This is a genomic window from Halomarina rubra (genome assembly GCF_023699475.1).
GTDB lineage: Archaea > Halobacteriota > Halobacteria > Halobacteriales > Haloarculaceae > Halomarina > Halomarina rubra.
In genome coordinates, this window is sequence record NZ_JALXFV010000008.1 from 964,759 (window position 1) to 988,746 (window position 23,988).

Annotated in this window: 37 protein-coding genes; 33 read left to right on the top strand and 4 right to left on the bottom strand. The window is 67.7% G+C overall.

Annotated features, from left to right (window positions below):
- The first annotated feature begins 6 nt into the window (after window positions 1-6).
- From M1L36_RS20135 to M1L36_RS20150, 4 genes are all read left to right on the top strand, one after another.
- The gene (locus M1L36_RS20135; protein ID WP_250875528.1) at window positions 7-1,137 is read left to right on the top strand and encodes an extracellular solute-binding protein; all 1,131 of its coding nucleotides are present in this window, start codon (window positions 7-9) and stop codon (window positions 1,135-1,137) included.
- Window positions 1,137-2,753 carry an ABC transporter permease gene (locus tag M1L36_RS20140; RefSeq protein WP_250875529.1) on the top strand — a complete coding sequence of 539 codons (1,617 nt, stop codon included), beginning with the start codon at window positions 1,137-1,139 and terminating at the stop codon, window positions 2,751-2,753. The genes M1L36_RS20135 and M1L36_RS20140 overlap by 1 nt, the downstream gene beginning before the upstream one ends.
- A complete protein-coding gene (locus tag M1L36_RS20145) occupies window positions 2,743-3,909 on the top strand; it encodes an ABC transporter ATP-binding protein (protein ID WP_250875530.1) in 1,167 nt (388 codons plus the stop codon). The genes M1L36_RS20140 and M1L36_RS20145 overlap by 11 nt, the downstream gene beginning before the upstream one ends.
- Before the next feature lie 118 nt (window positions 3,910-4,027).
- Window positions 4,028-6,133, top strand: coding sequence for an ArnT family glycosyltransferase (locus M1L36_RS20150; protein WP_250875531.1), 2,106 nt, complete (start codon window positions 4,028-4,030; stop codon window positions 6,131-6,133).
- Between the two features lie 6 nt (window positions 6,134-6,139).
- Here M1L36_RS20150 and M1L36_RS20155 read toward each other — a convergent pair whose 3' ends face one another.
- The 3 genes from M1L36_RS20155 to M1L36_RS20165 all read right to left on the bottom strand — a co-directional run bounded on the left by M1L36_RS20155 (window position 6,140) and on the right by M1L36_RS20165 (window position 8,165).
- Window positions 6,140-7,033 carry an ROK family transcriptional regulator gene (locus M1L36_RS20155; RefSeq protein WP_250875532.1) on the bottom strand — a complete coding sequence of 298 codons (894 nt, stop codon included), beginning with the start codon at window positions 7,031-7,033 and terminating at the stop codon, window positions 6,140-6,142.
- Window positions 7,034-7,092: 59 nt separating this feature from the next.
- A complete protein-coding gene (locus M1L36_RS20160; protein WP_250875533.1) occupies window positions 7,093-7,317 on the bottom strand; it encodes a CDGSH iron-sulfur domain-containing protein in 225 nt (74 codons plus the stop codon).
- Between the two features lie 164 nt (window positions 7,318-7,481).
- Window positions 7,482-8,165 carry a dolichyl-phosphate hexose transferase gene (locus M1L36_RS20165; protein ID WP_250875534.1) on the bottom strand — a complete coding sequence of 228 codons (684 nt, stop codon included), beginning with the start codon at window positions 8,163-8,165 and terminating at the stop codon, window positions 7,482-7,484.
- Window positions 8,166-8,307: 142 nt separating this feature from the next.
- Here M1L36_RS20165 and M1L36_RS20170 point away from each other — a divergent pair, with 142 nt between their 5' ends.
- The 4 genes from M1L36_RS20170 (at window position 8,308) to M1L36_RS20185 (ending at window position 9,981) form a co-directional block, all read left to right on the top strand.
- On the top strand, window positions 8,308-8,526 hold the full coding sequence (locus M1L36_RS20170) for a hypothetical protein (protein WP_250875535.1): 219 nt from the start codon (window positions 8,308-8,310) through the stop codon (window positions 8,524-8,526).
- Window positions 8,527-8,619: 93 nt separating this feature from the next.
- Window positions 8,620-9,207, top strand: a complete 588-nt coding sequence (locus M1L36_RS20175; RefSeq protein WP_250875536.1) for a thymidine kinase — start codon at window positions 8,620-8,622, stop codon at window positions 9,205-9,207.
- Window positions 9,208-9,236: 29 nt separating this feature from the next.
- The gene (locus tag M1L36_RS20180) at window positions 9,237-9,479 is read left to right on the top strand and encodes a hypothetical protein (RefSeq protein ID WP_250875537.1); all 243 of its coding nucleotides are present in this window, start codon (window positions 9,237-9,239) and stop codon (window positions 9,477-9,479) included.
- Window positions 9,480-9,579: 100 nt separating this feature from the next.
- Window positions 9,580-9,981 carry a nuclear transport factor 2 family protein gene (locus M1L36_RS20185; protein WP_250875538.1) on the top strand — a complete coding sequence of 134 codons (402 nt, stop codon included), beginning with the start codon at window positions 9,580-9,582 and terminating at the stop codon, window positions 9,979-9,981.
- Between the two features lie 132 nt (window positions 9,982-10,113).
- Here the strand turns inward: M1L36_RS20185 and lipP1 are convergent, their stop codons facing one another.
- Window positions 10,114-11,058, bottom strand: coding sequence for a LipP1 family hormone-sensitive lipase (gene lipP1, locus M1L36_RS20190; RefSeq protein ID WP_250875539.1), 945 nt, complete (start codon window positions 11,056-11,058; stop codon window positions 10,114-10,116).
- A 138-nt stretch (window positions 11,059-11,196) separates the two neighbouring features.
- Between lipP1 and kynU the strand changes: the two genes are divergently transcribed.
- The 25 genes from kynU (at window position 11,197) to M1L36_RS20310 (ending at window position 23,954) form a co-directional block, all read left to right on the top strand.
- Entirely contained in the window at window positions 11,197-12,534 is a 1,338-nt protein-coding gene (gene kynU, locus M1L36_RS20195) for a kynureninase (protein ID WP_250875540.1), read from the top strand.
- Between the two features lie 72 nt (window positions 12,535-12,606).
- Window positions 12,607-14,667 (top strand): bacterio-opsin activator domain-containing protein, encoded by a 2,061-nt coding sequence (locus M1L36_RS20200; RefSeq protein WP_250875541.1) that lies wholly within the window; start codon window positions 12,607-12,609, stop codon window positions 14,665-14,667.
- Window positions 14,668-15,348: 681 nt separating this feature from the next.
- A complete protein-coding gene (locus tag M1L36_RS20205) occupies window positions 15,349-15,498 on the top strand; it encodes a hypothetical protein (protein ID WP_250875542.1) in 150 nt (49 codons plus the stop codon).
- Complete coding sequence (locus M1L36_RS20210) at window positions 15,495-15,737, top strand: hypothetical protein (protein WP_250875543.1); 243 nt, start codon at window positions 15,495-15,497, stop codon at window positions 15,735-15,737. Before M1L36_RS20205 ends, M1L36_RS20210 begins: the two co-directional genes overlap by 4 nt.
- Window positions 15,734-16,186: a homing endonuclease associated repeat-containing protein gene (locus tag M1L36_RS20215; RefSeq protein WP_250875544.1), complete on the top strand. Its 453-nt coding sequence runs from the start codon at window positions 15,734-15,736 to the stop codon at window positions 16,184-16,186. The genes M1L36_RS20210 and M1L36_RS20215 overlap by 4 nt, the downstream gene beginning before the upstream one ends.
- Window positions 16,183-16,314: a DUF1922 domain-containing protein gene (locus tag M1L36_RS20220; protein WP_250875545.1), complete on the top strand. Its 132-nt coding sequence runs from the start codon at window positions 16,183-16,185 to the stop codon at window positions 16,312-16,314. Before M1L36_RS20215 ends, M1L36_RS20220 begins: the two co-directional genes overlap by 4 nt.
- Window positions 16,314-16,547, top strand: a complete 234-nt coding sequence (locus tag M1L36_RS20225; protein WP_250875546.1) for a hypothetical protein — start codon at window positions 16,314-16,316, stop codon at window positions 16,545-16,547. The genes M1L36_RS20220 and M1L36_RS20225 overlap by 1 nt, the downstream gene beginning before the upstream one ends.
- On the top strand, window positions 16,544-16,687 hold the full coding sequence (locus tag M1L36_RS20230) for a hypothetical protein (RefSeq protein ID WP_250875547.1): 144 nt from the start codon (window positions 16,544-16,546) through the stop codon (window positions 16,685-16,687). Before M1L36_RS20225 ends, M1L36_RS20230 begins: the two co-directional genes overlap by 4 nt.
- Window positions 16,687-16,827: a hypothetical protein gene (locus M1L36_RS20235; RefSeq protein WP_250875548.1), complete on the top strand. Its 141-nt coding sequence runs from the start codon at window positions 16,687-16,689 to the stop codon at window positions 16,825-16,827. Before M1L36_RS20230 ends, M1L36_RS20235 begins: the two co-directional genes overlap by 1 nt.
- Window positions 16,827-17,021 carry a hypothetical protein gene (locus M1L36_RS20240; protein ID WP_250875549.1) on the top strand — a complete coding sequence of 65 codons (195 nt, stop codon included), beginning with the start codon at window positions 16,827-16,829 and terminating at the stop codon, window positions 17,019-17,021. Before M1L36_RS20235 ends, M1L36_RS20240 begins: the two co-directional genes overlap by 1 nt.
- A 195-nt stretch (window positions 17,022-17,216) precedes the next feature.
- Entirely contained in the window at window positions 17,217-17,510 is a 294-nt protein-coding gene (locus M1L36_RS20245) for a hypothetical protein (protein WP_250875550.1), read from the top strand.
- Entirely contained in the window at window positions 17,503-18,000 is a 498-nt protein-coding gene (locus tag M1L36_RS20250; RefSeq protein ID WP_250875551.1) for a hypothetical protein, read from the top strand. The genes M1L36_RS20245 and M1L36_RS20250 overlap by 8 nt, the downstream gene beginning before the upstream one ends.
- A 296-nt stretch (window positions 18,001-18,296) precedes the next feature.
- A complete protein-coding gene (locus M1L36_RS20255; RefSeq protein ID WP_250875552.1) occupies window positions 18,297-18,899 on the top strand; it encodes a hypothetical protein in 603 nt (200 codons plus the stop codon).
- 102 nt (window positions 18,900-19,001) lie between these two features.
- Window positions 19,002-19,187, top strand: a complete 186-nt coding sequence (locus M1L36_RS20260) for a hypothetical protein (protein WP_250875553.1) — start codon at window positions 19,002-19,004, stop codon at window positions 19,185-19,187.
- Window positions 19,184-19,399: a hypothetical protein gene (locus M1L36_RS20265; protein ID WP_250875554.1), complete on the top strand. Its 216-nt coding sequence runs from the start codon at window positions 19,184-19,186 to the stop codon at window positions 19,397-19,399. The genes M1L36_RS20260 and M1L36_RS20265 overlap by 4 nt, the downstream gene beginning before the upstream one ends.
- Window positions 19,396-19,683: a hypothetical protein gene (locus M1L36_RS20270; RefSeq protein WP_250875555.1), complete on the top strand. Its 288-nt coding sequence runs from the start codon at window positions 19,396-19,398 to the stop codon at window positions 19,681-19,683. Before M1L36_RS20265 ends, M1L36_RS20270 begins: the two co-directional genes overlap by 4 nt.
- Window positions 19,680-20,894: a metallophosphoesterase gene (locus M1L36_RS20275; RefSeq protein ID WP_250875556.1), complete on the top strand. Its 1,215-nt coding sequence runs from the start codon at window positions 19,680-19,682 to the stop codon at window positions 20,892-20,894. Before M1L36_RS20270 ends, M1L36_RS20275 begins: the two co-directional genes overlap by 4 nt.
- Complete coding sequence (locus M1L36_RS21500; protein ID WP_305794572.1) at window positions 20,894-21,028, top strand: hypothetical protein; 135 nt, start codon at window positions 20,894-20,896, stop codon at window positions 21,026-21,028. The genes M1L36_RS20275 and M1L36_RS21500 overlap by 1 nt, the downstream gene beginning before the upstream one ends.
- Window positions 21,001-21,345 carry a hypothetical protein gene (locus M1L36_RS20280; RefSeq protein ID WP_250875557.1) on the top strand — a complete coding sequence of 115 codons (345 nt, stop codon included), beginning with the start codon at window positions 21,001-21,003 and terminating at the stop codon, window positions 21,343-21,345. Before M1L36_RS21500 ends, M1L36_RS20280 begins: the two co-directional genes overlap by 28 nt.
- A gap of 3 nt (window positions 21,346-21,348) precedes the next feature.
- Window positions 21,349-21,522, top strand: a complete 174-nt coding sequence (locus M1L36_RS20285; RefSeq protein ID WP_250875558.1) for a hypothetical protein — start codon at window positions 21,349-21,351, stop codon at window positions 21,520-21,522.
- 14 nt (window positions 21,523-21,536) lie between these two features.
- Entirely contained in the window at window positions 21,537-21,698 is a 162-nt protein-coding gene (locus M1L36_RS20290) for a hypothetical protein (protein WP_250875559.1), read from the top strand.
- On the top strand, window positions 21,695-21,841 hold the full coding sequence (locus tag M1L36_RS20295; protein ID WP_250875560.1) for a DUF7563 family protein: 147 nt from the start codon (window positions 21,695-21,697) through the stop codon (window positions 21,839-21,841). The genes M1L36_RS20290 and M1L36_RS20295 overlap by 4 nt, the downstream gene beginning before the upstream one ends.
- Before the next feature lie 38 nt (window positions 21,842-21,879).
- The gene (locus M1L36_RS20300) at window positions 21,880-22,080 is read left to right on the top strand and encodes a YccF domain-containing protein (protein WP_250875561.1); all 201 of its coding nucleotides are present in this window, start codon (window positions 21,880-21,882) and stop codon (window positions 22,078-22,080) included.
- 57 nt (window positions 22,081-22,137) lie between these two features.
- The gene (locus M1L36_RS20305; protein WP_250875562.1) at window positions 22,138-22,725 is read left to right on the top strand and encodes a hypothetical protein; all 588 of its coding nucleotides are present in this window, start codon (window positions 22,138-22,140) and stop codon (window positions 22,723-22,725) included.
- Entirely contained in the window at window positions 22,722-23,954 is a 1,233-nt protein-coding gene (locus M1L36_RS20310) for a terminase large subunit domain-containing protein (protein WP_250875563.1), read from the top strand. The genes M1L36_RS20305 and M1L36_RS20310 overlap by 4 nt, the downstream gene beginning before the upstream one ends.
- The last annotated feature ends 34 nt before the right edge of the window (window positions 23,955-23,988 follow it).

The following is a 23,988-nucleotide window of genomic DNA, read 5'->3' on the forward strand; positions in this document are numbered from 1 at the left end:
CGACTAATGAGCGATTCGCACGACGGGAGCGACCGCCGACGGTTCCTCCGGGCCGCCGGGACGCTGTCCGTCGCTTCACTCGCGGGCTGTCTCGGCGTCTTCGAGAGCGGTGAGGAGGAGGAGTTCGAACCCGGACAGGTCGGCTCCGGGCGGGAGGGGGTCGTCCCCGGCGGCACGCCCATCGAGGCGATGCCGGACCTCTCGGGGGAGCTGACCGTCTACTCCGGTCGCGGCGAACCGCTGGTCGCGACGCTGTTCGACTACCTCGAAGAGCAGTACGCCGACCTCACCATCACGCCGCGCTACGACTCCTCGAACGCCCTCCGGACGAAGATCCAACAGGAGGGCGAGAACAGCCCCGCCGACGTCTTCTTCTCGGTCAACGCGGGCAGTCTGGGCCAACTCGCCGAAGCGGGTCGGACCGTCGAACTGTCGAGCGAGGTGCTCGACATGGTGCAAGACGAGTTCACCGACCCCGAGGGGCTGTGGACCGGCACCTCCGGTCGCGCCCGGACGGTTCCGTACAACACCGACGAGTTCGACGAGAGCGACCTCCCGAACGACATCTTCGCGTTCCCCGACAGCGAGCAGTTCCAAGACGCGATGGGCTGGGCACCCTCCTACGGCTCGTTCCAGGCGTTCGTCACCGCGATGCGTATCCTCAACGGCCGCGAGGAGACGAAGGCGTGGCTGCAGGGGATGCTCGACCTGGGCGTCCAGGAGTACGACGACGAACTGGTCGTCGCCCAGCGCATCGCCGACGGCGAGATACAGGCCGGGTTCACGAACCACTACTACATCCAGCGCGTGCTCGCCGGTCGCCCCGACGCGCCCATCGCCACGGCGTTCACCGAGGGTGACGCTGGTGCGGTGTTCAACGTCGCCGGTGCGGCCGTCGTCGACACCGCCGCCGACACCGAGATGGCCGAGAACTTCGTCCGGCACCTGCTGTCGGCGGAGGCCCAGGAGTACTTCATCACCGAGACCTACGAATACCCGGTCGTCCCCGAGGCCGAACCGAGCGGCGACCTGCCCGCCCTCGACGAACTTCAGCCACCACAGGACCTCGACCTCTCGCAGTTAGCGGACATCGAGCCGACGCTCGACCTGCTCCGGGAGGTGGGCATCAACGTCTGATGGCGACCGCGACCGAAACCGGGCGGGCGACCGGTGACCGTCGCCTGGGCGTCCTCCTGCTCGCGGCGGCCGTCGCAGCGGCCGTCACCCTGCCGCTCGTCGCACTCGTCCTCGGGGCGCTCGACGCCGGTGACAGTCTCGACCTCCTGTTCGCGGACACGACCCTCGACATCGCGTTCAACAGCGCCGCGCTCGCCGTCGGCGTCACCGGCTTCTCCGTCCTGCTGGGCGTCCCGCTCGCGTACCTCACCGTCCGCACGGACCTCCCCGGCAAGCGCTGGTTCTCCGTGTTGCTGGCCGTCCCGCTGGTCGTCCCCTCCTACATCGGCGCGTTCGCGTTCGTCTACCTGTTCCGCCCGACCGGGCCGCTCCAGGCAGCACTCGCCCCCCTCGGCGTCGACTCGCTCCCGTCGGTCTACGGACTCGGCGGCACCGTCCTCGTCCTCACGCTGTACACCTACCCGTACGTGTTCATCACGACGCGCGCGGCGCTGAAGACCCTCGACACCACGCTCGTCGACGCCGCACGTACGCTCAGACACACCCGCTGGGAGGCGTTCCGGCGCGTCACGCTCCCGCAGATTCGCCCGGCTATCGGCGCGGGCGCGCTGCTCGTCGCGCTGTACGCGCTCTCGGACTTCGGGACGCCCCAGATAATGCGCTTCGACGCCTACACGCGCGTCATCTACAGCGCCCAGCAGTACGACCTCGACCTCGCGGTGTTGCTGTCGGTCCAGTTGGTCGTCGTCGCGTTCCTCATCCTCGCCGTCGAGTCGCGGGTGCGTGGGTCGGGCGTCCAGTCCGACCACCCCGGCCGGAAGAGCGCCCCCCTGCGACTGGGCCGGCTGAAGTGGCCCGCCGTCGGCGTCTGTCTGCTCGTCCCGCTGTTCGCGCTGGCCGTCCCGCTCGGCGTGTTGACGCTGTGGCTGCTCGAATCGCAGGCCCGAGTCGCCCCTTCGCTGGCGTTCAGGCCCGTCTACGCGTTCAACTCCGCGTGGCTGGCACTCGCCGCAGCGTTCCTCGCCGGCCTCGCGGCGCTCCCCGTCGCGTGGGTCGCCTCCCGCCGGTCGGCGGCGAGCGACTCGCGGGCGGTGAACGTCCTCGGGACCGTCGTCGAACGCGGGTCGTACGTCGGCTACGCGCTGCCCGGCGTCGTCGTCGGGTTCGCGCTCGTCACCCTCGCCGCCGACACCGGCGACCTCTACACCAGCGGGGTCGTCTACCTGCCGTTGCTCGTGTTCGCCTACGTCGTCCGATTCCTGCCACAGGCGGTGGGGTCGACCCGGGCCGCGTTCGGCCAGGTCTCGCCGGCGCTGGAGGAGGCCGCCCGCACCCTCGGCGACCCGCCGGGGAGGGCGTTCCGGCGGGTGACGCTCCCGCTCGTGTTGCCGGGCGTGCTCGGCGGGGCCGCGCTCGTCTTCCTGACGACGATGAAGGAACTGCCGGCGACACTCCTCCTCCGGCCGGCGGAGTTCGACACGCTGGTCACGCACCTCTGGTCGGCGGAAAAGCAGGGCTATTACGGCCAGGCCGCCATACCTGCACTCGTGTTACTGCTCGTGAGTGCGTTGTCGCTGCTGGTCATGGTCCGCGTGGAGGGGTCCGATGTCGAATGACCTCGCACGCGGGACGACCGACACCGCCCCGAGCGACGCCGACGCCGCCGGCGAGCACGTCGCCGACCGTCGGTTCGCCGACCGGGCGGCCGTCCTCGAACTCGACGGCGTCACCAAACGATTCGGCGAGACGACGGTCATCGACTCGCTCGACCTGACGGTTCGCGAGGGCGAACTCGTCACGCTGCTCGGCCCCTCCGGGTGTGGCAAGACGACGACCCTGCGGCTCATCGCGGGGTTGGCCCGCCCCGACGAGGGGACGGTGCGCCTCCGCGACGAGACCGTCGCCGGCGGTCGGTTCGCTCCGCCCGAGGAGCGCGACGTGGGGGTCGTCTTCCAGGAGTTCGCGCTGTTCCCCCACCTCACCGCCGCCGAGAACGTCGGGTTCGGCCTGCGCGAACTGGACGACGACGACCGTGAACGGCGGGTCGCTCGCCTACTCGAACTCGTCGGCCTGCCCGAGAAGGGCGACGCGAAACCCGACGAACTCTCGGGGGGCCAACAGCAGCGGGTCGCGCTCGCGCGCTCGCTCGCGCCCGAACCGGACCTGCTCCTGCTCGACGAACCGTTCTCCAACCTCGACGTCGACCTCCGCGTCGAGATGCGCGAGGAGGTCCGACGCATCCTGAAGGAGGCGGGCGTCACCGCCATCTCCGTCACCCACGACCAGGAGGAGGCCATGAGCATCTCCGACCGCGTCGCCGTGATGAACGACGGCCACCTCGAACAGTTCGACACGCCCGAGCGCGTCTTCGAACACCCCGAGTCGCGGTTCGTCGCCGGCTTCCTCGGCCACGCCAGTTTCCTCTCGGGCGACGTCGCGACCGACACCGTCGAGACCGGCGTCGGCCCCGTCTCCCGGGACGTCGTGTTCGGTCTCGCCCCCGAGTACGACGGGACGGCCATCGACGTCCTCGTTCGACCCGACGATCTGCGGGCGACCGCCGCCCCCGACCACGAGACCAACGGCGAGGTCGTCCACCGCCGCTACCTCGGGCCGACCGTGCTCTACCGCGTCGAACTCGACTCCGGCGACACCATCGCGTGCATGCACAACCACGCCGACGAGGTCGGTCTGGACGAGCGCGTGCGGGTCGAGTTGACCGCGGACCACGAGTTAGCGTGGTTCCCGCGAGGTGAGCCGCGAGCGCTATGAGTGCGAGCGACGCGAGCCGAGCGGGGGCAGGGAGCGACCGTCCGGAGCGACCACGTTCCCGCGAGGTGAGCCGCGTGCGTTGTAGCCACTTCACCCCACCCCGTCGCGCGTCCGCTCGATGAACCGCCCCCGCCCCGACAGCCGTCTCGTCCTCGCTTCCCTCGCGCTCCTCGCCGGTGTCGTCGTCTTCCTGACCGCGCGAGCGCTGTTCCCCGAACTCTCGACGAACCACGACGAGGGCGTCTACCTCCAACAGTCGGCGATGTTGCTGGAGGGGAAGCTGTGGCTGACGACCGACCTGCCGGGCGCGTTCCGGCCGTGGTTCTTCGTCGAGGACGGGACGCGGCTGTACCCGAAGTACGCGCCGATGACCGCGCTCGTGTTCGCACCGGGGGTCGCTCTCGGTGTCCCGCGTCTCGTCTTGGCCGTCGTCGCTGCAGGCAACGTCGCGCTCGTGGGCCTGCTGGCTCGCGAGGCGTTCGAGGAGTGGACGGGCGTGCTGGCCGCCGCGTTCGCGCTCGCGACCCCGTTCTTCGCGCTCATCTCGGCGACGTTCCTCCCGTACGCCCCGACGACGCTGTTGAACCTCACGTTCGCGCTCTGTTACCTCCGGTCGCTCCGGCGACTCGACGCCGGCCACCCACGCGCGAGTCTCGCGTACGCGCTCGCGGGAGGCGTCGCCGTCGCGTTCGCGTTCATCGCACGGCCCTTCACCGCCGTCCTGTTCGCGCTCCCGTTCGTCGGCCACGCGCTGTGGACGCTCGGGGGTCGACTGCGGGCGGCGGGAGTCTTCGCCACCTTCCGTGCGCCGGTCGCCGCGCGCCTGCTCGTCGTCGCGGCGGCGGGAGCGACGGGCGTCGCGCTCACACTCGGGTACAACGCCGTCGTCACCGGCGACGCGTTGCTGTTCCCCTACGAGGCGTTCGCCCCGCTGGACGGGCTGGGTTTCGGCTACCGACGGATGCTCCACTACGACCGGGTGTTCACGCCGGCGCTCGCCCTGAACGCGAACCTCACGCTGTTGTGGGAACTGGCGACGCGCTGGACCGTCGCCGCGCCGCTCGGCACGCTGCTCGCGCTCGTCGGCCTGTCGACGCTCCGTGACGGGAGGGAACCGGACGCACTCGTCGCCGACCGGACGGTCCGCGTCCTCCTCGCGGGTGTAGCGCTGACGGTCGCCGTCGGCAACGTCTACTTCTGGGGGTCGCTCAACGTCCTCGGCGGACTTTCCGACCCGACCGACGGGTTCATGGGCAGCTACGGCCCGTTCTACCACTTCGACCTGCTGCTCCCGCTGTCGGTGTTCGGTGCGGCGGGACTGCGACTGGCTGTGACCCGTGGCCGGTCGTGGCTCTCGGCCCGCCCGCGACTCGACGCTCGCCAAGTCAGGGTCGTCGCCATCGTGCTCGTCCTCGTCGCCGTTCCGGTCGCGGTCGGCGCGCAAGTCGCCGCGCTCGACGGGCCGGTCGAACGCCACACCGAGTCGAGCGGCCACTACGAGCGGGCGCTGGAGCCGATTCGCGACCACGAGTTCGACCGCGGGGTCGTCTTCGTCCCGCAGGCGTTCGGGCCGTGGCTCAACCACCCGTTCCAGTCGCTCCGGAACGGCGGGTCGCTGGCGTCGGGCGAGGTGTTGTACGCACAGGACCGCGACCCCGCGGGCGACTTCGCGGTCGTCGACGCCTACTCGAACCGGACGCTCTATCGGTTCACCTACCGCGGGGAGTGGGGGCCGGGACCACGACCGGTGACACCCGCGCTCCAGGAACTCACGGTTCGGGAGGGGACGAGCCACACCGTCCGGACGCGGGTGGGGGCGGTCGGCCGACTGTCGTCGGTCCGCGTCGAGGCGGGGGGTGCGGTCGTCGCTCGTTCGCCGGACACCGCGAACGACGCGAACACCCACACCGTTCGGTGGACGGTGAACGGGACGCACGTCTCGTACGGTGACGCCGCGATTCCGCTCGACGGCCCCGAGGAGGTGTCGGTGCTGGTCACTTACGTCCAGGAGGGCGGGGCGACGCTGACCTACCGCCAGGACGTGAGCGTCGACGCGACCGGCGAGTCGGTCCGGGTCGTCTGGCCCGCCGAGACGCGAGTGTGTCGGCTCACGACTGACTGCGGGACCGAGGGGACGTACCTCGACGGTGCGGGCGAGTACGTCGGGGGCGTCTCGGTGGAGACGCGACTCTCGACCGAGGGGGACGAGACGGAAGACGGCTGAACGCGCTCAGGAGCGGTCGGTCGCGAGGATGCGCAACGAGCCGTCGAGTTCGACGCGCAACTGTTCGCCGGCGTGGTCGATGGTGACGGCGAGTCGCCAGGGGTCCCGAGAGAGGACCTCGGTGTGGGCGTCCCGGACACACCACGAGAGCGACCAGTAGGGGCGACCGGAGAGTTCGACGCCGTGGTCGGCGTAGAACGCGACGACCGGGGACTTATCAAGCAGCGAGAGGCCGACCGTCGAGCAGAGCGTGTGGTCACACTGCTGGCAGACGTGGTCGGCGCGGAGGCCGTCGCCGAGACAGCAGTCGCCCTCCTCGTGGAGTTCGGTCACCATCCGACCGCTGCACTCGGGGCAGACGCCGTCGGCGGCGAGACAGTGGAGGTGGCGGACCCGCTGGTCGAACGCGCGGGCGACCTCCTCGTCGCTGCGGTCGTTCAACCCACCGGGGGGGAACGAGTACGTCCCGTGTCGGTGGTCGCAGTCCCGACAGACGACGCTGAGTCGCTCGTCGTCGTAGCGCGCCTCGAGCGTGCCGTCGCACCACGCACAGGACCCTTCGACCGCGAACGGGTCGAGGTGGGGGTGTTCGTTGAACGACCCCGAGATGATGGCGCGGACGACCTTCTCCCCGGCGTGGCGCAGGTCGTACCCCGACTCCTCGCCCTCGACCTTGACGACGTACTGGTCGGTGAGCTTCGAGAGGTGGTAGTTGAACTGCGCGCTGTCGCGCATCCCGACGGCGCTCCGGAGGTCGGAGAACCGGACCGGGCGCGTGTCGGCACGCCAGAGGGCTTCTAGTATCGACAGCCGTGTCTCGTTGGCGATGAGTGAGAACGCCTCGGCGGGGGCGACGCACTCGTCGCACTGCTGGAGACTCGACTCGGACGCGTCGCTCATGCTACTCGATGCGGACTCGGCCGGCTAAAGCGTTGCCACGCGGACCACGGCGTTCGGGTTCACTCCTCGCGACGGACCACCTCGACGGGGTAGCGCTCGCCGTCCTCGTAGCGGTACAGTTCGTCGTCGGCCTCGCCCTCGGTGCGCTTGTGCGACCCGTCACAGAACGGCTGGGTCGGCGAGAGTCCACACCGACAGACGGCGATGTCGCCGTACCGCTCGTTGATGTCGCTCTCGTCGAGGCGGACAGGGCCGGTGGCGTCGTGTTCGACCAGTCGTGCCATACCCGAGCGCTGGTCCGCCGGAGGGAGAGCGTTCGAGTTCGCGGCAATCGGTGCCGTCTCCGGTCGGGGACCGACAACGGATTCGATGTAGCGTTATGCAGTTTACGAGTTCGGCTGCAGACGCACAACTAGATGCTTCGAGAGCAACAGAATCCGAGAACCTGTCAGCGGAGATTCTCTTCGAGCGCCACGCGAACGATGGAGCGTGCGATGTCCCACCCACCGCTCAGCGGGTCGAGTTTCGTCTCGCCGGCGCGCTCGGCGTACTCGATGGGTTCCTCGCGGACGCGATAGCCACGCATCAACGGGCGGATGAGTAGCTCCGCGGAGAGGCCGGTGTTCTCGGTCCATCGGATCTTGCGGACCACCTCGCGGCGGTACGCACGCATCCCCGTCGTCGTGTCGTGGACCCGTTCGCCCATCAGGACGCTCGCGAGCAGCGCGAACGCGGCGTTGCCGACGCGATTGACCGCGGGCATCGCCTCCGCGCCGTAGTAGAGGCGGTCGCCGCTGACGACGTCGTAGCCCTCGTTGATGTAGTCGAGAAAGCGCGGGAGCGCGTCCATCGGGTACGTGTCGTCACAGTCGGTGGTGACGACGACGGGGCGGTCGGCGGCCATGAGCGCCGCTTCGACGGCGACGCCGTACCCCTGTGGCTCCTGTTCGACGACGGTCGCACCGTGCTCGCGGGCGATGTCGGGGGTCCGGTCGTCTGAGCCGTCGACACAGACGACCTCCGCGCGGCCGTCGGTGACACGCTCGATATCCGCGAGGACGGTGCCGATGGCCGCCTCCTCGTTGTACGTCCCCATGACGACGCTCAGGTCGTCGAAAGTGAACTCGTCCATACTTCGTCTCTCGGGAGTCGCTACTTTAGGCTTGCCAAAAACCGAGCGGCAAGCATGAGTCCAACATGAACATTTATGATAGATTGCGATGTGTAAGGTGATGTGCACGCAACGGGTCGCTCGACGACCCCTGCACACAGCTATGATAGACGAAACCAGTCTCTCCGACGACGCGCCGCTCGTTCCCGAACTGTCCACGCGGTCGCGCGCACGCACCGACGGTGGGGCCCCACGCCGTGTCGCCCGAGCGCCACGCCGGCGACTCGCCGACCGGCCGATCGACACCTCCTACGCCGAGGAGTCGACGCGCGGCGTCGAGGAGATACTCCCCGAGGTCGAAGACCTCTCCGGGCGTAACTGAACGTCCGTCTCTGTCCTGCAGCGGTCCGTCACTCCCGCCGAGACGAACGTCCCGAGTCAGAACGCTTTTTTCCCGAGACTGACCCCTCCGAGTATGCACGCCATCACGCGGAGCGGGTGGGTCGAGGTCATCACCGGGTGTATGTTCTCCGGGAAGACCGAGGAGCTCCTCCGTCGCCTCCGCCGCGCCGAGATCGCGGGCCAGTCGGTCGCCGTGTTCTCGCCCGCACTCGACGAGCGCTACGGGGAGACGACCATCGGGTCGCACAACGGCCACCAGTGGGAGGCGCACGTCGTCGACAGCGAGGGGGAGGCCGTCTGGGCCATCGCGGACGAACTCAACGGCGAGCAGGTCGTCGCCGTCGACGAGGCGAACTTCTTCGACGCCACGCTCGTCGACGTCTGTGAGCACCTCGCCGACGACGGACGACGCGTCATCGTCTCCGGTCTCGACCAGACGTTCCGCGCCGAACCGTTCGTGCCGGTTCCACACCTCACCGCGCTGGCGGAGTACGTCGACAAACTCCAGGCTATCTGCACGGTCTGTGGCGAACCGGCGACCCGCAACCAGCGCCTCGTCGACGGCGACCCCGCCCACGTCGACGACCCCACCATCGTCGTCGGCGCGGAGGAGTCCTACGAGGCGCGCTGCCGGAACTGCCACGTCCTGAAGACCGACTGACTTTTACTGGCGTTCGCCCGTGTCGAACCATGGACGACCCGCTGTTCGCTGCCGGACTGGTCGTGTTGCTCGGCGGGATGAGTAGCTTCCTCGCCGGTGCGTTCGGTCCGATAATCGTGGGCGCTGCGGCGATGGTCGTCGCGGTCCTCGAACAGAGAGCCGAGGACGACGCGACCGAGAGCGACCCTACCGACAAGACGAGTTGCCCGAACTGCGGCGCGCGCAACGAGTCCGAGCGGGAGACCTGTTACTACTGCGACGCGTCTCTTTGAGCACGGTGGACTTCGGTGCCACGTCGTGGTCGGTCGAACACGCCGTGTCCAGACGACAGCAAGCGTCGTTATCGTACGACGTCGCCAAAGACGGTTGCACATGTCGAGCACTACCACACGGTCGAACGTCGAACTGGTCGAGACACTGTACGACGCGTTCGCGGACGGCGATATGGAGCGAATGATGGCCGGCTGGGCGACCGACATCGAGTGGGTTGCCGTCGCTGGCGGCCCCTACGGGGGGACGTACACCGGACCGCAGGCGGTCGCGGAAGGGGTCATCCAGCCACTCGCCGAGGACTGGCGGGAGTTCGGCCTCGTCGAGAAGGCGTTCCTCGACGCCGGCGACACCGTCGTCGTCACCGGGACCGTGGACGCGACAGCCGCCGACTCCGGTGAGACCATCGAGGCGTCGTTCGCCCACGTTCTGACCGTCGAGGACGGGCGGGTGACTCGCTTCGTCGAGTACGCCGACAGCCACCTGTTGCGACAGGCACTCTGACCGCGAACAACCTCGCGGCGATTCTTCCCACAGGTCCCTCGAACGGCAGTGAACGCCTCTCGGGATAGACGTGTGGACGGGCAGACCAGAAACGCCGTGGAGCGACTGCGTGAGAGACGCTGACCACCCACCTCAGAGGTGTTCTTGGACCCGCTCGGCGACGGTGTCCATCGCCTCGTCCGCGACCGCCACGTCGTCGACGAGGCTCAGGAAGCCGTGGCACATCGAGGGGTAGTGCTCGTGCGCGACGTCGACGCCCGCGGCCGCCAGTCGGTCGGCGTACGCGGCCCCCTCGTCTCTGAGCGGGTCGTACCCCGCGGTGACGACACACGCGGGTGGGAGCCCCGAGCAGTCGCGCGCTCGAAGCGGCGATGCGTAGGGGTTCGCGCCGTCGACGGAACTGCGGAGGTACTGCCCCCAGAACCACCCCATGTCCGCGCGCGTCAGCAGGTAGCCCTCGGCGTTCTCCTCGTAGGAGTCGGTGTCGAACGCGTGGTCCGTGATGGGGTAGAGGAGCAACTGGACGGCGATATCGAGGTCGGTGACCGGCTCCTCGCGGAGTCTGAGCGCGGTTACAGCGGCGAGGTTGGCCCCCGCGCTTGTACCGGCCACCCCGACACGGGACGGGTCGCCGCCGAACGCCTCCGCGTTGTTCGCGACCCATCGGAGCGCGGCGTAGGCGTCGTCGACGGCCGCCGGGAACTGGTGTTCGGGCGCGAGACGGTAGTCGACACTGACGACGACACAGCCCACCCGGTCGGCCAACTCCCGACACGCGCCGTCGATGGAGTCGAGCGTCCCGAGCGTCCAGCCACCCCCGTGGTAGTAGACGAGCACCGGGAGCGGCGCGTGGTCGGCGTCGGTCTCCGGACGGTACACCCGAACGGGGACGTCGCTCTCGGGGCCGGCGAACGCGAGGTCCCGGACGAGGGCCATCTCGGGGCCGCCACCGCCGCCGAACACCTCGTCTTCGACGCGGCGGGCGCAGTCGACGCCCATCGCGTGCCACTCGGGGACGCCCTCGCGTTCGATGCGGTCGATGACCGTACGGACCTCGGGGTCGAGTTCCTCGCGCATGCGCCGACCCTCACGGGGCGGCACCATCAACACCGCCATCGGACGTTCGACTACGTATCGGGTCGCCCCGTCGAGCGGACCACCGCCGAGAGGCACTCGTCTCGGAACCCTCAACCCGCCGCCCCCCGACGCGGTGGTATGGACGACCCCGTCGTCGACTCGCTGGCGGCCGCTCGCGAGCGCGACGAAGAGGACCCGCTGGCGGCGTTCGCAGACCGGTTCGACCTCCCCGACGCGCTCTACATGGACGGCAACTCGCTCGGCCCCGTCTCGACGGACGCCGAGCGGACGCTGGACCGCGTCGTCGAGGAGTGGCGCGAACGGGGTATCGAGGGCTGGACCGACGGCGACCCGCCGTGGTTCGGCTACGCCGAGCACCTGGGCGAGCGCCTCGCGCCGCTGGTCGGCGCACGCAGCGACGAGGTCGTCGTCGCCAACTCGACGACGGTCAACATCCACACGCTCGTCGGGACCTTCCTCGACAGCGAGGGCTACGGCCTCGACAGCGGGAGCGACGGTCCCGACAGCGGGAGCGACGGTCCCGACGCTCAGGACGACCCCGGTGCGGTGCTGGTCAACGACCTCGACTTCCCGACCGACCACTACGCCATCGCCGCCCAACTGCGCCAGCGCGGCCTCGACCCCGAGGAGTACCTCGTCGCGGTCGAGTCCCGCAACGGCCGAACCATCGACGCGGCCGACGTCGAGGCCGCCCTGGAGCGCCACGACGTCGGCATCGTGTTCATGCCGAGCGTCCTCTATCGGTCGGGGCAACTGCTCGACGTCGAACGCATCACCGAGGCGGCCCACGCCCACGGGGCGTACGCAGGGTTCGACCTCGCTCACTCGGTCGGTGTCGTCCCCCACGACCTGAGCGAGGTGGGCGTCGACTTCGCCGTCTGGTGTCACTACAAGTACCTGAACGCCGGCCCGGGAGCGCCAGCGGGCCTGTACGTGAACCGCGAGCACTTCGGGACGACGCCCGCGCTCGCGGGGTGGTGGGGCCACGACAAGGCCACGCAGTTCGAGATGAACCACGAGTTCACGCCCGCCGACACCGCTGGCGCGTGGCAGGTCGGGACGCCGCCGCTGCTCGCGCTCGCACCGCTGGAGGGCGCGCTCGACGTCGTCGAGGCGGCCGGCATCGACGCCATCCGCGAGAAGTCGCTCGCGCTGACCGACGCGCTCGTCGACCGGGTGGACGCACTCGCCGAGTACACCGTCGGGACCCCCCGCGAGCACGCCCGACGCGGGGGGCACGTCGCGCTCGAACACGAGGAGGCGTACCGCATCAGCCAGGCGCTCAAGGCCCGCGGTGTCGTCGTCGACTTCCGCCCACCCAACGTCGTCCGGGTCTGTCCGTCGCCGCTGTACACCTCCTTCGAGGACGTGTGGGCGGTCGGCGACCACCTGGCCGCCATCGTCGACGACGACGAGTACGAGCGCTTCGACCCGCGTGGCGGTGGTGTGACCTGAGCGCTCCGACAGGACAGAACGCCGTCGTGACCAGGGATACGCCTTTGTACCTCCCTGTCGTCGAGTCGCCAGATGGGTGACCAGAACGAGCCACCGCTGTCGTTCGAGGAGGGAGCGACGGCCGACGTGCTGTCTCGGGTCACCGACGCCGTCGTGGCCGTCGACGAGGGGTGGCGGCTCACGTACCTCAACGAACAGGCCGAAGCGATGCTCGAACGCTTCCTCGAGGACCACCGGGGAACGGTCCTCTGGAAGGCGTTCCCGGAGCTCGTCGACACCCCCTTCGAAACGCAGTTCCGCCAGGCGATGACGACACAGGAGGCGGTCACGTTCGAGGCGTACTACGGCCCACAGACGTCGTGGTTCGAGGTTCGGGCGTACCCCTCTTCGTCCGGGCTCTCGGTCTACCTGCGCGACGTCACCGAGCGTATCGAGCGCCAACGGGCGCTTCGCGAGCGTGAGAACGCGCTGCAACGTGCCTACGAGGTGGTCGCCGGCTCCGACCGGCCGTTCGAGGAGCAGGTCGACGAACTGCTCGGCATCGTTCGAGAGGTCGTCGGGACCGAGTACGCCACGCTCTCTCGGGTCGAGGACGACCGGTACGTCTTCGAGGCGGTCGACATGGCCGCCGAGGCCGTCAACGAGATCGAGACGGGAGACGTGATTCCGCTGGAGGCGACGAGTTGTGAGCGGGTCGTCTCGACCGGTCGGACGCTCGCGGTCGGCGACATGCAGACGGAGGCTCCCGACATCGCCGGACGGGCCGGCAACGTCGAGTGGGGACTGTCCTGTTATCTCGGCGCGCCCGTCGTCGTCGGCGGCGACGTGTACGGGACGTTCTGTTTCTACGGCCCGGAGACGCGTCCCGGGAGCTTCTCGGACTGGGAGGTGACGTTCGTCGAACTGCTGTCGAACTGGGTCGGCGGCGAACTCGACCGTCGGCGGCACCTCGAACAGCTCACGGCGCTCGACGACCTCGACGGGGTCGTCCGGGACATCACCGCGGCCGTCATCGAACAGCCGACGCGCGAGGAACTCGAAGCGACGGTCTGTGCCTGTCTGGCCGCCGCGGACTCGTACACGTCCGCGTGGATCGGCGAGGTCGACCAGCGCACCGAGGAGATGTCCGTTCGCGCGGCCGCCGGCACCGACGCACCGCTCGACCGAATCGCCCGCGACGACACCGACGCCACGGGGACCGCCTTCGAGCGCGCGGTTCGGGAGGGGTCAATCCAGGTCGACCGGCGTCGTGACGCCCCCGAGTCGCCCACCTGGACCGAAGCACCGTCGGAAGGGACCGTCCAGACGTGGGCTGCGGTGCCCATCGCCCACGAAGGGACGCTGTACGGGGTGTTGAACGTCTACTCCGAACGCGCGGAGGCGTTCCGCGACCAGGAGCGAGCCGTCGTCGAACAGCTCGGCGCGTTGCTGGGCCACGCCATCACGGCGACTCAGCGGAAGGCGGCGCTGATGAGCGACGACGTCGTCGAACTCGACCTCGAGATTCGCGACGTGTTCGACGTCGCCGTCGCCGAAGGTGAAGGAGCGGGGGTGATAACGTTCGACCGGACGGTCCCGGTCAGCGGCGGCGACTACCTCGCGTACGGTCGAACGAGCGACGCCGGCGTCGCGACGCTCCAGGCGCTGGTCGAGTACGACGACGCGTGGACCTCGTTGGAGGTGTTGAGCGACGACGACGACCACCGGTTCGTCGTCACGCTCTCTTCGCCGCCGGTCGTCTCGGTCGTCGCCGCTCAGGGTGGTTCCGTGGAGTCGGCGACCGTCGACGGTGGAACCTACCGGCTGACCGTCCACCTCCCACGCGGGGCGGACGTCCAGTCGCTCGTCGACAGCGTCCGGTCGGCCCACCCCGACGCGACGCTCGTCGCCCAGCGCCAGACCGATACGCACGAACGGCAGGCCACCGAGTCGGTCCCGACCGCGTTCGAGGGACTGACCGCCCGTCAGCGTGCAGCGGTCGAGTCGGCGTACTACGCCGGCTTCTTCGAGTGGCCCCGCGACAGCACCGGCGAGGAGGTCGCCGGCTCGCTCGACATCTCGCCGTCGACGTTCCACCAGCACCTCCGGACCGGCGAGCGCAAGATTCTCAGCGCACTCCTCGACGAGGAGTGAGTCGCCCCCTCCCGACCCCGACTCGCGACCCGACCTGGGTATAGTGACATGCGATTCATCCATTCGGTGTCGAACGGCGAGTATGTCTCTCGAACGACATCTGCGCCAGTTCGAGAGTTCCAGCGGCCGCCGTCCGCGACGAACCACCTCCTCGACCCGCCAGAAACCGGGGCGCTGAGAGCTCCGGTGAGCTATTCGAAGTGGAACCGAGACCACAGTGAGTCACATCTCCGCAGAATTCCGCCAGCGTGCTACTGAGGAGCTACAGGAGGATGCCGGCAGTAATGGCCGCAAAGTGTCCGGGCTCCCCGAACTGTCGTCCCCCACCACTGCTCACCAACCAGTCGGGGAGTTCGGCCGAGGGGACGGACGTCGAAGGCGACATCGACCACCCCTCACCCCCGCGACACCGATTTCGACGAGTGAACGAAGCTTACCAGTTATCTCCGTCCAGAGAACCATATCTCCGATATCGCAGTACCGTCTAGCCAGATAACTAACTCGCCACGGTGGAAATACAGCCCCGTATCGAGAGATAAGGTGCATGGTCGAATCGCGTAGTACAGGATTCGGCGCCGCCTTTATCAGTAGGTATGCGAACGCCGCCCCGAATCGGTCGGGGTTGGGCTGCAGACTGCAGACTGCAGACTATAGAACTGCAGGCTTCAGAGAGGTGGCAGCATGACCGACGAGCAACGCGCCGAGTGGCGCAAGACCAGCCTCTCGACGGCCGACGTCTACGCCCCCGAGGAGTGTTCGAACTGCGAGCGCAAGAAGCGCAGTCAGCTCCCGGGCGAGCGCTGCTATGGCTGCACGGAGGGGCTGGCATGAGCACCCGCCAAGTCGTCTCCATCGCGCAGTGTGACCGCTGGCGTGACGCCCGCCGGGACGGCGTGGACTACGACGCCCTTGCCGCCGACACGCCGTTTTCGCGACACACCGTCGAGTCGCACGTCTCCGGGCGCTGTTCGCACCAACAGAGCGACAGCGGGATGACCTGCCCGCGGTGTCAGGAGACGACCCAGAACCTCCCGTTACACATCCGCGCCTGTGAGGGGGGTGGGCGATGAACCGCGAGACACTCATCGAGGCGTTCGAGGCGCTCGCCGCCGACCTCGGTCGGACCCCCACGTCTCACGAGATGGACCGCCAGGGCGCGTTTGCCGCCGAGACGTTCAAGACCGCGTTCGGGTCGTGGAACGACGCCGTCCGCGCGGCCGGGTACACACCCCACCGTGAGACCTACACCACCGGGGAGATCGCGTGGTCGTTGCGTCGCCGGGCGACTGCACTCGGTCGGCCACCGCGCGAACACGAACTCGGCGAGGGGTGTGTCTCCGCCGACACCGTCCAGCGGCGGTTTGGCGGGCTTGATGCCGGTCTCGAAGCGGCCGGCCTCGACGTCGCGGCGAAACCCGACGGCCGGGGCAGTCGGCACGTTCGCGCGCTGTCGGAGGCCCGCCCCGAAGACCTCGGGCTGTCACCACTCGGTGAGCGCAAGGGAGGTGAACAGGCGTGAGCGCCCTCGCCCGCCGGCCTCTGGAGTGTTCGGCGTGTGGCCGGACCGTCACGCCCGACAACGACCCGTGGCATCGCCGCTGTGGCTGTGGCCGAACCATCCACGCCGCCGACGAGGTGCTTGCGTGATGGGCCTCCAGCGCGTGCCCTACACCGGCCACCCCTACCTCGGACGCGCGGTCGAGTTCACGCCCGCCCCGAGTGCGGACGGCGGCGAGACCGACGCGAAACCCGGCATCGTCCAGTCGTGCTATCGCATCGAGAACGACTTGGGCGGTGTCATCGCGACGCGCGTGCTCGTCGACCTCGGTGACGACCAGCTCGTCGACACCGCCAGCGACCGCGTGGTGATAGTCGAATGACCTGGCGTCTGTACTGTCCCGACTGTCAGGCCGAGGGCGAGACCGACGACCGCCACACGCTCGACTGGCTGCTCTGTGGCCACGAAGAGCGTCACGAGGGCCACGCGCCCGACTACGTGACGATTGGAGGTGAGGCGTGATGCCGCTCTGTTCGATGTGTCTCAACGACGCCGAGGTGTGGCCCCCACGCCCCGACCGCGAGACGCCGAACCTCGATACCGACGAACGGTGTGGCCGATGTGGGTCGACTCGCGCCGACGAACGCGAGGTGTTCGCGTGATGGCCGACCACGTCCTGCTCGGTGGGTCGTCGAACGGGCGGCGGAAACTCCACGCCCCCGACCCCGACGATCCCGACGACTCGCTGTGTCGGTTCTCGGGGAACTACTCTCGGAAGGACCCCGCCGCCGTCGCCCACCACTTCGAGTGGTGTTCGTACTGTCGCGTCCTTACGGAGGGGTCGCGTAATGCGTAATCGCCGGACCCACAAGGTTTTAGCGTCCGGCTACGGTAGTGACTACCAACGAAGTCTTCTCAGAAAGGCCGACGTTGGTGCGTCGGCCGGACTTCGTGCCAGGTTTGAGATGCAAGCCACGAAGCCCACGGGCGTAACGCCCGCACGGCAGTGTAGCACAGTTAGCAGTAAAGCGGTTCCGATGGGGTGGTCCGCGTGAGCGACGCGCCACAGGTCCGCCAGTGGATGGAGAATACCCCCGCCTCGCCAGTCAGCGGCCGGACGAACAAGGCTATCGAGGCGCTGTTGGCTCAGGAGTTCACCGTCTACACCCACCGGAACGTTCGCGACGCCGTCCAGTGGGCGGCGGGCGTTGGCGAGGACAGAACGATAGAGCAGTACATGGAGCGCGTCGTCAAGTACGGCCCGTTCGAGAGTGACGCCACCCACATCGGCCGGTGGGGTCTTGATCGCGACCACGAACTCGTGGAGGAACGCGACTATGAGTGACCGCGAGCGAAAGAGTGTCAGTCTTGACTCCGAGGTTGCCGACCTCATCCCCGACGAGGAGAACTACTCCGCGCTTGTCAACCGCCTCACCCGTGCGTACTACCAAGGGGGCGAAAGATTTCTAGGTGAGGAAGAACGAATCAACGATGTGCGCGAGATCGTCGCCGAGATACGCGAGGCCGAACGCGAGGCCTACGAGCGACGCGACGGTCAACTCCAGCGACTCGACGAGGCGCTCGCCCAGCTCACCGACGATTTCACCGAACCAGAGACGGCAGACACTCCGACCCCCGACGGTGCGCCCTCGCTTGACGAAGTGTGCGACCGGGCGGCCATCGACCGCTCTATCGGCGACGAACGGTTCCTTTTTGTCAGTGCTAACGAGGACGCCATCGCCTACGCTGCCGACCAGCGTGGCGAGACGGTCGAGGCGTTGAAGGACAAACTCGCTGTGTTTGTGTGCGGCGACGCTGGCGAAGTCTCGGCCTGAGTATTACGTAACACTCGCCAGTATTACGTAATACTCACTCACTCACTTCACTCACGTCTCTACACACAAACACACAACAACAGCAACACACAGTTTAGCGACAGCTAACCGCGGGTAGGCTGGCTGGTTGGACCGTGGGGCCGTGGTGGCTTAAGCGTTGTCCCGTTCAGTCCCCCACGTCCGAATGTTCTTATCCGAATAGCACCCTCTACCATACAAGCCGGCCGACTCGTTCGTCACCCCACTGTCACGCGTGGATTCGCCCGTGAATCGCGTGGTACTCCTTATAGTCATCAATGTCCACAACGCCAGAGTCAGCGACGGCCACTGCGGCCGTCTTCGAGCGTCGCGAGCGCATCACCCCGGCCGACCTGTTCGACCACTTCGTCTTCTACAGTGATGAGTGGTGTAGCGCGTGTTTCGAGCGCATCCGACGCGTCGGCCACACCGTTGCGACCGACACCGACTCGCTGGGCACGGAGGGGAACGTCCTCGAAAGCCGCCAGCGCGTCGGCGCGGGCTGTCTCGGGTACGACTACACCACGCACGACAGCCACGGTGAGGTCACCGTCCGCAACGACGAGGGGCAGGTCGTCGGCACCGAGCCACGGGGGAGCTACGGCCTCCAGCGCACCTACTCGACGCGGACGTACTGTGGTGGGTGTGGGGCGAACAACGGCCACGCCCCCGACCTGACGATCTCGAAACGCGAGGCGGTCCGTCGCGCCGACCAGCTCGTCGACTGTCTGCTCGCCCAGGGCGTGCCGGTCAATCGGGCGGCACTCAAGCACGTCGTCGCGACGGCCAAAGAGCGCCCGGACCTCGCCGATAGAGACCACGACATCTTCGAGCAGGCGACGGCGTACGCTCGCCGAGAGTACGTCCGACAACTCGACTGACTCACTCGCGGTGGACTTGGGCCGGGGCGACACTCGTCCGTTCGTCTGTCATCCCCCGACGGCTTCCTCTCCGCCCCGGCCCGCCACACACGCGATTGAGCCATGTCTACCCAACCGCGCATCGTCACGTTCGAACCGTTCCGCGGCCGCCGCCGGACTGGCGAGGTCGTCGAGACCTCCCTGGAGATGGTCGGCGACTGTCGCGCCGAAGTGTTCCACACCGTCGCCGTCGACGGCTGCAGTACCCGCTTTCGCGTCCCAGCGCGGGACGTCACCACTCATGAATGACTGTCCGCGACGTCCTGACGGCCGACAACCTCGTCGTGACGGGGCTGTTCGCCCTGCTTGTGTACGTCGTCGTCAGCGACGTTCGTCGCCCGGGGTTCTCGCCAACGTGGTATCTCTACCTGGGCTTGCTGGCGGCCATGCTGGTCGTGATGGGTTATTCCATCGACTCGCAGTGGTTCTCGGCCGGTCGGCGGGGGGACGATAGCGAATGAGTCGCTACGCACTGCCGGCGGACCTCCAACTCGCCCTCAAGATCGGGCTGGTCGCCGGCTTGCTGTTGGTCGCGCTCGCCGTCCTCCTGTTCATCGCCAAGCGTGACTATCGCTGGGAGCCGGCGAAACTGGCGGCGTGGGGTGGGGTCGTCTTGCTCCTCTCGGGTGCGCCGTGGTTTTCGGTCGCCGGGGACGCGGCGTTCGCCATCGCCATCGCGTTCGTCTTCGCGTTCGGTATCGGCCTCGTCCAGTTCACCCGCCTCTGGGAGCGCACACACACATGACAGACCTCACCCCACGACAGCAGGACGTCTCGGACATCATCGACGACCACGACGGCGCGGTCGCCCCGCACGTCATCGCCGACGAGCTGGGCGTCATCACCTCGACCGTTCGCGACCACGCCCGGGCGCTGGAGGACGTCGAATACGACGCCAGTGTCTCTCAGTACGTTCGGGAGGGGACCGACGTCGACCCCGAGGCCGACGACGTCAAGCCGGACGACTCCGCCCGCGTGGAGTTCGAGGCCGAGCAACTCGTCCACCCACTCCAACACGGTGGGCTGACGTTCACCGAGGCGGGCGACCGCTACGGTATCTCCGAGCACGTCTTCCGCAATCGCCTGGACGAACTCCGACTGTCGGGGTACACCATCGACTTCAAGGAACTCGATGCGGAGGGCACCCGGCGGTGGTTCATCCCCGAAGAGCGAGACAAACGCTTCCGCGTCGGTGATGGCGACGGTCGGTACAAGTTCGGCGTTATCTCCGACACGCATCTTGGGAGTGCAGCCGAGCACCTCGAAGAACTCCACGACTACTACGACCGCGTGGCTGCGGACCCCGACATCGAGTACGTGTTCCACGCGGGGGACATCTCGGATGGGTGGAAGGTCCACAAGGGCCATACAGAGGCGCTCAAAGGCGAGGCGACGGGCTGGAAGCGTCTGCGCGAGTACGTCATCGAGCACTACCCTCGGCGGGAGGGCATCACGACCATCTTCATCGAGGGGAATCACGACCACAAGCTGAAACGGCGGACGGGCATCTCGCTGGGTAAACAGATCGCCGCCGAGCGCGAGGACCTCATCTACGCCGGGGACAGTCAGGCCCGGTTTGTCTTCGACCCCGAGCACGACATCGACCTCGAACTCATCCACCCGTCGGGCGGCCAGCCCTACACAGTGGGCTATCGACTCCAGACGCTCTACCGGGAACGCCCGGCGAGCGAACGCCCGACCATCGCCGTCATCGGCCACCTCCACGGGAGCATGTTCGCCAAAGCCGAGGGCGTGCTGGGTTTCTATGCGGGCTGCTGGAAGGGAATCACGACCTACGGCAAGCGCAAGGGCCACTCGACGGAGATCGGCGGGTGGATACTCACCCTGGAGGTGGAGGCGGGCGAGGTACGCCGGCTGACCCCCGACTGGATTAGCTACGAGCCGATGGACGCTTCGAACACCCACGACATGCAGGACCTCGCGGAGTTGCAGTGATGGCCCACCACCCACCCGCCTACGTCGGGCCGAAGACGGCCCAGCCGTGTGTCCACCCCGACTGTGACGCCGTTCGCTTTTCTCGAACCGCGTCACTGGACGACGAGTGGGCCTGCCCCCAACACAACTACTAACGATGCTCTCGAAACTCATCCAGTTCATCCGCGAGGCCGGCAGTGCCTCCGAGGCGAGTCACGACCGCGACGGCTTCCTCTCGAACCACGCCGAGACGCACGCCATTGGCATGGGTCTCTCGCTGGGGTTCGCGGCCGGCGCACTCAACCAACTCTCGCTGGTGGGGGTCGTCGTCTCCCTCGCCGTCTACGGCCGGGCGGGTGAGACGAATCTGGACGCGAAGATCGTCGAGGACGTCCGCCAGGAACCACACTACGCCCTCGGCGCACTCGTCGTGGGTGTCTTGCTGGGGGTCGCGACGCGCTTCCTGCTATGACCGATGTTCCACGCACACACAGCAACGATTCGCCTCGACGGACGAGCGTTCGAGACGGGACGGCACCGCACGCAGCCCGCGCCCACCCGAGCCGCCGTGGTCAGTCGCCGCCTCTCGCCGACGATGCGGGCGCGAATCAACGCCATCGCCAGCCGACAACCGACGACCATCGCCTGACGTCGTGGGAACTCGTGATGTACTGCTGTGGCGTCGTCGAAGTCGCGACGGCCCTCGCTGACGTCGTGCTGGCGACGGTCGGCACCCACACACCCCAGCACTCCTACGCCATCCTCCCGGCCTTCATCGTGGGCTACGTTTACCTCCGACTTCTCCGGCGCTACTCCGCACCATGACTGCCATCTGCGAGAACTGTTCGGCCGCCGTGAGTACGCAGTACGCCCGCGTGCTGGGCGATAACGACGACACGGTCCACGCCTGCCCGAACTGCACCACCCTGCGCGACGTCTCGGATGGGGCGGCCGCGGACACGACATAGCCCCGAACTGTTATCTGTTCGTACACCGACAGACAGGCATGGGAGCACTCCTCAGAGTCGTGTGGTTCTGTTTCGTGGGCTGGTGGCTGGGGCCGCTGTGGTTCCTCGGCAGTCTCGCCATCATGGCGACGGTCGTGTTGTTCCCCATCGGGGCGTACACGGCCGCGAAGACGTGGGCGGTGATGACGCTCAAGACCAGCCCGAAGACCATTGTCGTCGAAGCACAGCAACAGAACTGAGCGGCCTTTCTCTCGACGCGCTCGCCGCTTCTGAGCGGCCCCTGTAGAAAACACGCCATGGAGGACCGCAACTACGCCGACGAGTGTGGTGACCACGGTGGCACCAACCGCGACGGCGACCCGTGTGGTCGTGCAGCGGGCTGGGGCACTGACTTCGACTCGGGGAAGTGCCGCCAGCATCGCGGGACGTCGCCCGATGGGAAGAGTCACGAGGGCAACGGCAACGCCATCACCCACGGCGCGACCGCGGACCCGACGAACCTGTACGAGAATCTGACGGGCGCACAGGCCGAGTGGGTGGACGCGAAGGTCGAAGCGTACTGCGAGCCGCGGGGCATCACCGAGGACGAGCCGGGCCACGCCCTCGTCCGGCTCGGTGTGATGCACCTGTTCCAGGCGATGCGGGCACACGGCGAACTCGCGAAGGACGGGCAGTCGCGAACGAAGGTCGTCGGTGTCGCCGAACACGGCCCGGTCACCGACGAGGTGGCCCACTACCTCAACGACGTGGCGAGCGGCCACACTCGCGATTACCGCATGGCGATGAAAGACGCCGGTGTGCTGGACGACCCTGAATCGCAGAAGGCGGACGCTATTGACCAGCTGGGAGACGGCGCGACACTCGTCTTCGCCGATGACACATGAGTACAACCAACGCCGTCGATGAGGTCCGCTTGGAGTGGTCGCCCCACCCGGGCCAACAGGACATTCTCAGCGACGACTCGCGGTTCAAGATCGTCGCCTGCGGCCGACGGTGGGGTAAGACTGAGTGCGCGGCAAAGTGGCTGGTCGGCCAGGCGCTCGCCCCCGAGGCAGACCTCGTTTGGTGGGTCGGCCCGGGTTACGAAGTCGTCGACCCTGGCTACTACGCCGTCCTCGACACACTCCCCGACCGCCTCATCGCCGACACGAAGGAGTCCAAACCCTACCACATTGACCTCGTCTACGGGGCACGCATCGCCTTCCGCACGACGAAGTCCGACAGTAACGTCGGCGTCGGGCTGGACGCACTGGTCATCGACGAGGCCGCGCAGGTGAGCAAGCAACGCTGGACTCGCGACCTACGGCCGACGCTCTCGGACACGCTCGGTAAGATGATGGCTATCTCGACGCCACGGGGGCGCAACTGGTTCCACGACTACTTTCAGCGGGGCCAGTCCCCCGATCACGACGACGTCGCGAGTTGGACGGCCCCTACGTACGACAATCCTCACATCCCCGACTCGGAGGTCGATGCCGCTCGTGACGAGGTCCCTGAGCGCGTCTTTCAACAGGAGTACCTCGCCGAGTTCATCGACGACGCTGGGGGCGTCTTCGAGCGAGTCCGCGACCGTATCGTCGAGGACTACCATCTCGACGAGACCGAGGGATCCGGGCCGTATGCGACGGGCGTCGACTTCGCCCGGCATCAGGACTATACGGTCATCCACACGCTCGACAGCAAAGGGATCACAGTCTACCACGAGCGCCTCCGAAACGTCTCGTGGCCACAGATCCAACGCCGAGTCGAGACGGCGGCCGGCACCTATCCCGGAACCGTCGCGGTTGACGCCTCCCGGGACAACAAAATCGTCGGCGACCTCGCCGAGGCAGGCGTGAACGTCCGCCCGGTAAAGTTCACCGCTCCGAGGAAACGCCAGCTCGTTGAGAACCTCGTCACACAGATCGAACAGGAGGCAGTCACCATCCCCGACCTCCCGGTCCTCGTGACCGAACTCCAACTGTTCGAGTACGACGTCACCAAGGCTGGCAACGTCCGGTACCACGCGCCAGAAGGCCACCACGATGACTGTGTTGACGCGTTTGCACTGGCGGCCGATGCGCGCCACCGCACTCCTCAGGACACCAACCGCTCGTTCGCCCGTTCCTTCTAATCATGCACCACGATAGCGACACCTGCCCCGACTG

What these genes read in the sequence shown, in the direction of transcription:
- M1L36_RS20155 (WP_250875532.1), bottom strand. Translation starts at nt 7,033, where the DNA reads ATGAGCGACGCGTCCGAGTCGAGTCTCCAGCAGTGCGACGAGTGCGTC.
- M1L36_RS20275 (WP_250875556.1), top strand. Translation starts at nt 19,680, where the DNA reads ATGACAGACCTCACCCCACGACAGCAGGACGTCTCGGACATCATCGAC.
- M1L36_RS20215 (WP_250875544.1), top strand. Translation starts at nt 15,734, where the DNA reads ATGAACCGCGAGACACTCATCGAGGCGTTCGAGGCGCTCGCCGCCGAC.
- M1L36_RS20200 (WP_250875541.1), top strand. Translation starts at nt 12,607, where the DNA reads ATGGGTGACCAGAACGAGCCACCGCTGTCGTTCGAGGAGGGAGCGACG.
- M1L36_RS20170 (WP_250875535.1), top strand. Translation starts at nt 8,308, where the DNA reads ATGATAGACGAAACCAGTCTCTCCGACGACGCGCCGCTCGTTCCCGAA.
- M1L36_RS20185 (WP_250875538.1), top strand. Translation starts at nt 9,580, where the DNA reads ATGTCGAGCACTACCACACGGTCGAACGTCGAACTGGTCGAGACACTG.
- M1L36_RS20165 (WP_250875534.1), bottom strand. Translation starts at nt 8,165, where the DNA reads ATGGACGAGTTCACTTTCGACGACCTGAGCGTCGTCATGGGGACGTAC.
- M1L36_RS20235 (WP_250875548.1), top strand. Translation starts at nt 16,687, where the DNA reads ATGCCGCTCTGTTCGATGTGTCTCAACGACGCCGAGGTGTGGCCCCCA.
- M1L36_RS20140 (WP_250875529.1), top strand. Translation starts at nt 1,137, where the DNA reads ATGGCGACCGCGACCGAAACCGGGCGGGCGACCGGTGACCGTCGCCTG.
- M1L36_RS20240 (WP_250875549.1), top strand. Translation starts at nt 16,827, where the DNA reads ATGGCCGACCACGTCCTGCTCGGTGGGTCGTCGAACGGGCGGCGGAAA.
- M1L36_RS20230 (WP_250875547.1), top strand. Translation starts at nt 16,544, where the DNA reads ATGACCTGGCGTCTGTACTGTCCCGACTGTCAGGCCGAGGGCGAGACC.
- M1L36_RS20210 (WP_250875543.1), top strand. Translation starts at nt 15,495, where the DNA reads ATGAGCACCCGCCAAGTCGTCTCCATCGCGCAGTGTGACCGCTGGCGT.
- M1L36_RS20305 (WP_250875562.1), top strand. Translation starts at nt 22,138, where the DNA reads ATGGAGGACCGCAACTACGCCGACGAGTGTGGTGACCACGGTGGCACC.
- M1L36_RS20225 (WP_250875546.1), top strand. Translation starts at nt 16,314, where the DNA reads ATGGGCCTCCAGCGCGTGCCCTACACCGGCCACCCCTACCTCGGACGC.
- M1L36_RS20175 (WP_250875536.1), top strand. Translation starts at nt 8,620, where the DNA reads ATGCACGCCATCACGCGGAGCGGGTGGGTCGAGGTCATCACCGGGTGT.
- M1L36_RS20300 (WP_250875561.1), top strand. Translation starts at nt 21,880, where the DNA reads ATGGGAGCACTCCTCAGAGTCGTGTGGTTCTGTTTCGTGGGCTGGTGG.
- M1L36_RS21500 (WP_305794572.1), top strand. Translation starts at nt 20,894, where the DNA reads ATGGCCCACCACCCACCCGCCTACGTCGGGCCGAAGACGGCCCAGCCG.
- M1L36_RS20260 (WP_250875553.1), top strand. Translation starts at nt 19,002, where the DNA reads ATGTCTACCCAACCGCGCATCGTCACGTTCGAACCGTTCCGCGGCCGC.
- M1L36_RS20285 (WP_250875558.1), top strand. Translation starts at nt 21,349, where the DNA reads ATGTTCCACGCACACACAGCAACGATTCGCCTCGACGGACGAGCGTTC.
- M1L36_RS20205 (WP_250875542.1), top strand. Translation starts at nt 15,349, where the DNA reads ATGACCGACGAGCAACGCGCCGAGTGGCGCAAGACCAGCCTCTCGACG.
- kynU (WP_250875540.1), top strand. Translation starts at nt 11,197, where the DNA reads ATGGACGACCCCGTCGTCGACTCGCTGGCGGCCGCTCGCGAGCGCGAC.
- M1L36_RS20255 (WP_250875552.1), top strand. Translation starts at nt 18,297, where the DNA reads ATGTCCACAACGCCAGAGTCAGCGACGGCCACTGCGGCCGTCTTCGAG.
- M1L36_RS20145 (WP_250875530.1), top strand. Translation starts at nt 2,743, where the DNA reads ATGTCGAATGACCTCGCACGCGGGACGACCGACACCGCCCCGAGCGAC.
- M1L36_RS20160 (WP_250875533.1), bottom strand. Translation starts at nt 7,317, where the DNA reads ATGGCACGACTGGTCGAACACGACGCCACCGGCCCTGTCCGCCTCGAC.
- M1L36_RS20135 (WP_250875528.1), top strand. Translation starts at nt 7, where the DNA reads ATGAGCGATTCGCACGACGGGAGCGACCGCCGACGGTTCCTCCGGGCC.
- M1L36_RS20310 (WP_250875563.1), top strand. Translation starts at nt 22,722, where the DNA reads ATGAGTACAACCAACGCCGTCGATGAGGTCCGCTTGGAGTGGTCGCCC.
- M1L36_RS20150 (WP_250875531.1), top strand. Translation starts at nt 4,028, where the DNA reads ATGAACCGCCCCCGCCCCGACAGCCGTCTCGTCCTCGCTTCCCTCGCG.
- M1L36_RS20265 (WP_250875554.1), top strand. Translation starts at nt 19,184, where the DNA reads ATGACTGTCCGCGACGTCCTGACGGCCGACAACCTCGTCGTGACGGGG.
- M1L36_RS20295 (WP_250875560.1), top strand. Translation starts at nt 21,695, where the DNA reads ATGACTGCCATCTGCGAGAACTGTTCGGCCGCCGTGAGTACGCAGTAC.
- M1L36_RS20250 (WP_250875551.1), top strand. Translation starts at nt 17,503, where the DNA reads ATGAGTGACCGCGAGCGAAAGAGTGTCAGTCTTGACTCCGAGGTTGCC.
- lipP1 (WP_250875539.1), bottom strand. Translation starts at nt 11,058, where the DNA reads ATGCGCGAGGAACTCGACCCCGAGGTCCGTACGGTCATCGACCGCATC.
- M1L36_RS20270 (WP_250875555.1), top strand. Translation starts at nt 19,396, where the DNA reads ATGAGTCGCTACGCACTGCCGGCGGACCTCCAACTCGCCCTCAAGATC.
- M1L36_RS20180 (WP_250875537.1), top strand. Translation starts at nt 9,237, where the DNA reads ATGGACGACCCGCTGTTCGCTGCCGGACTGGTCGTGTTGCTCGGCGGG.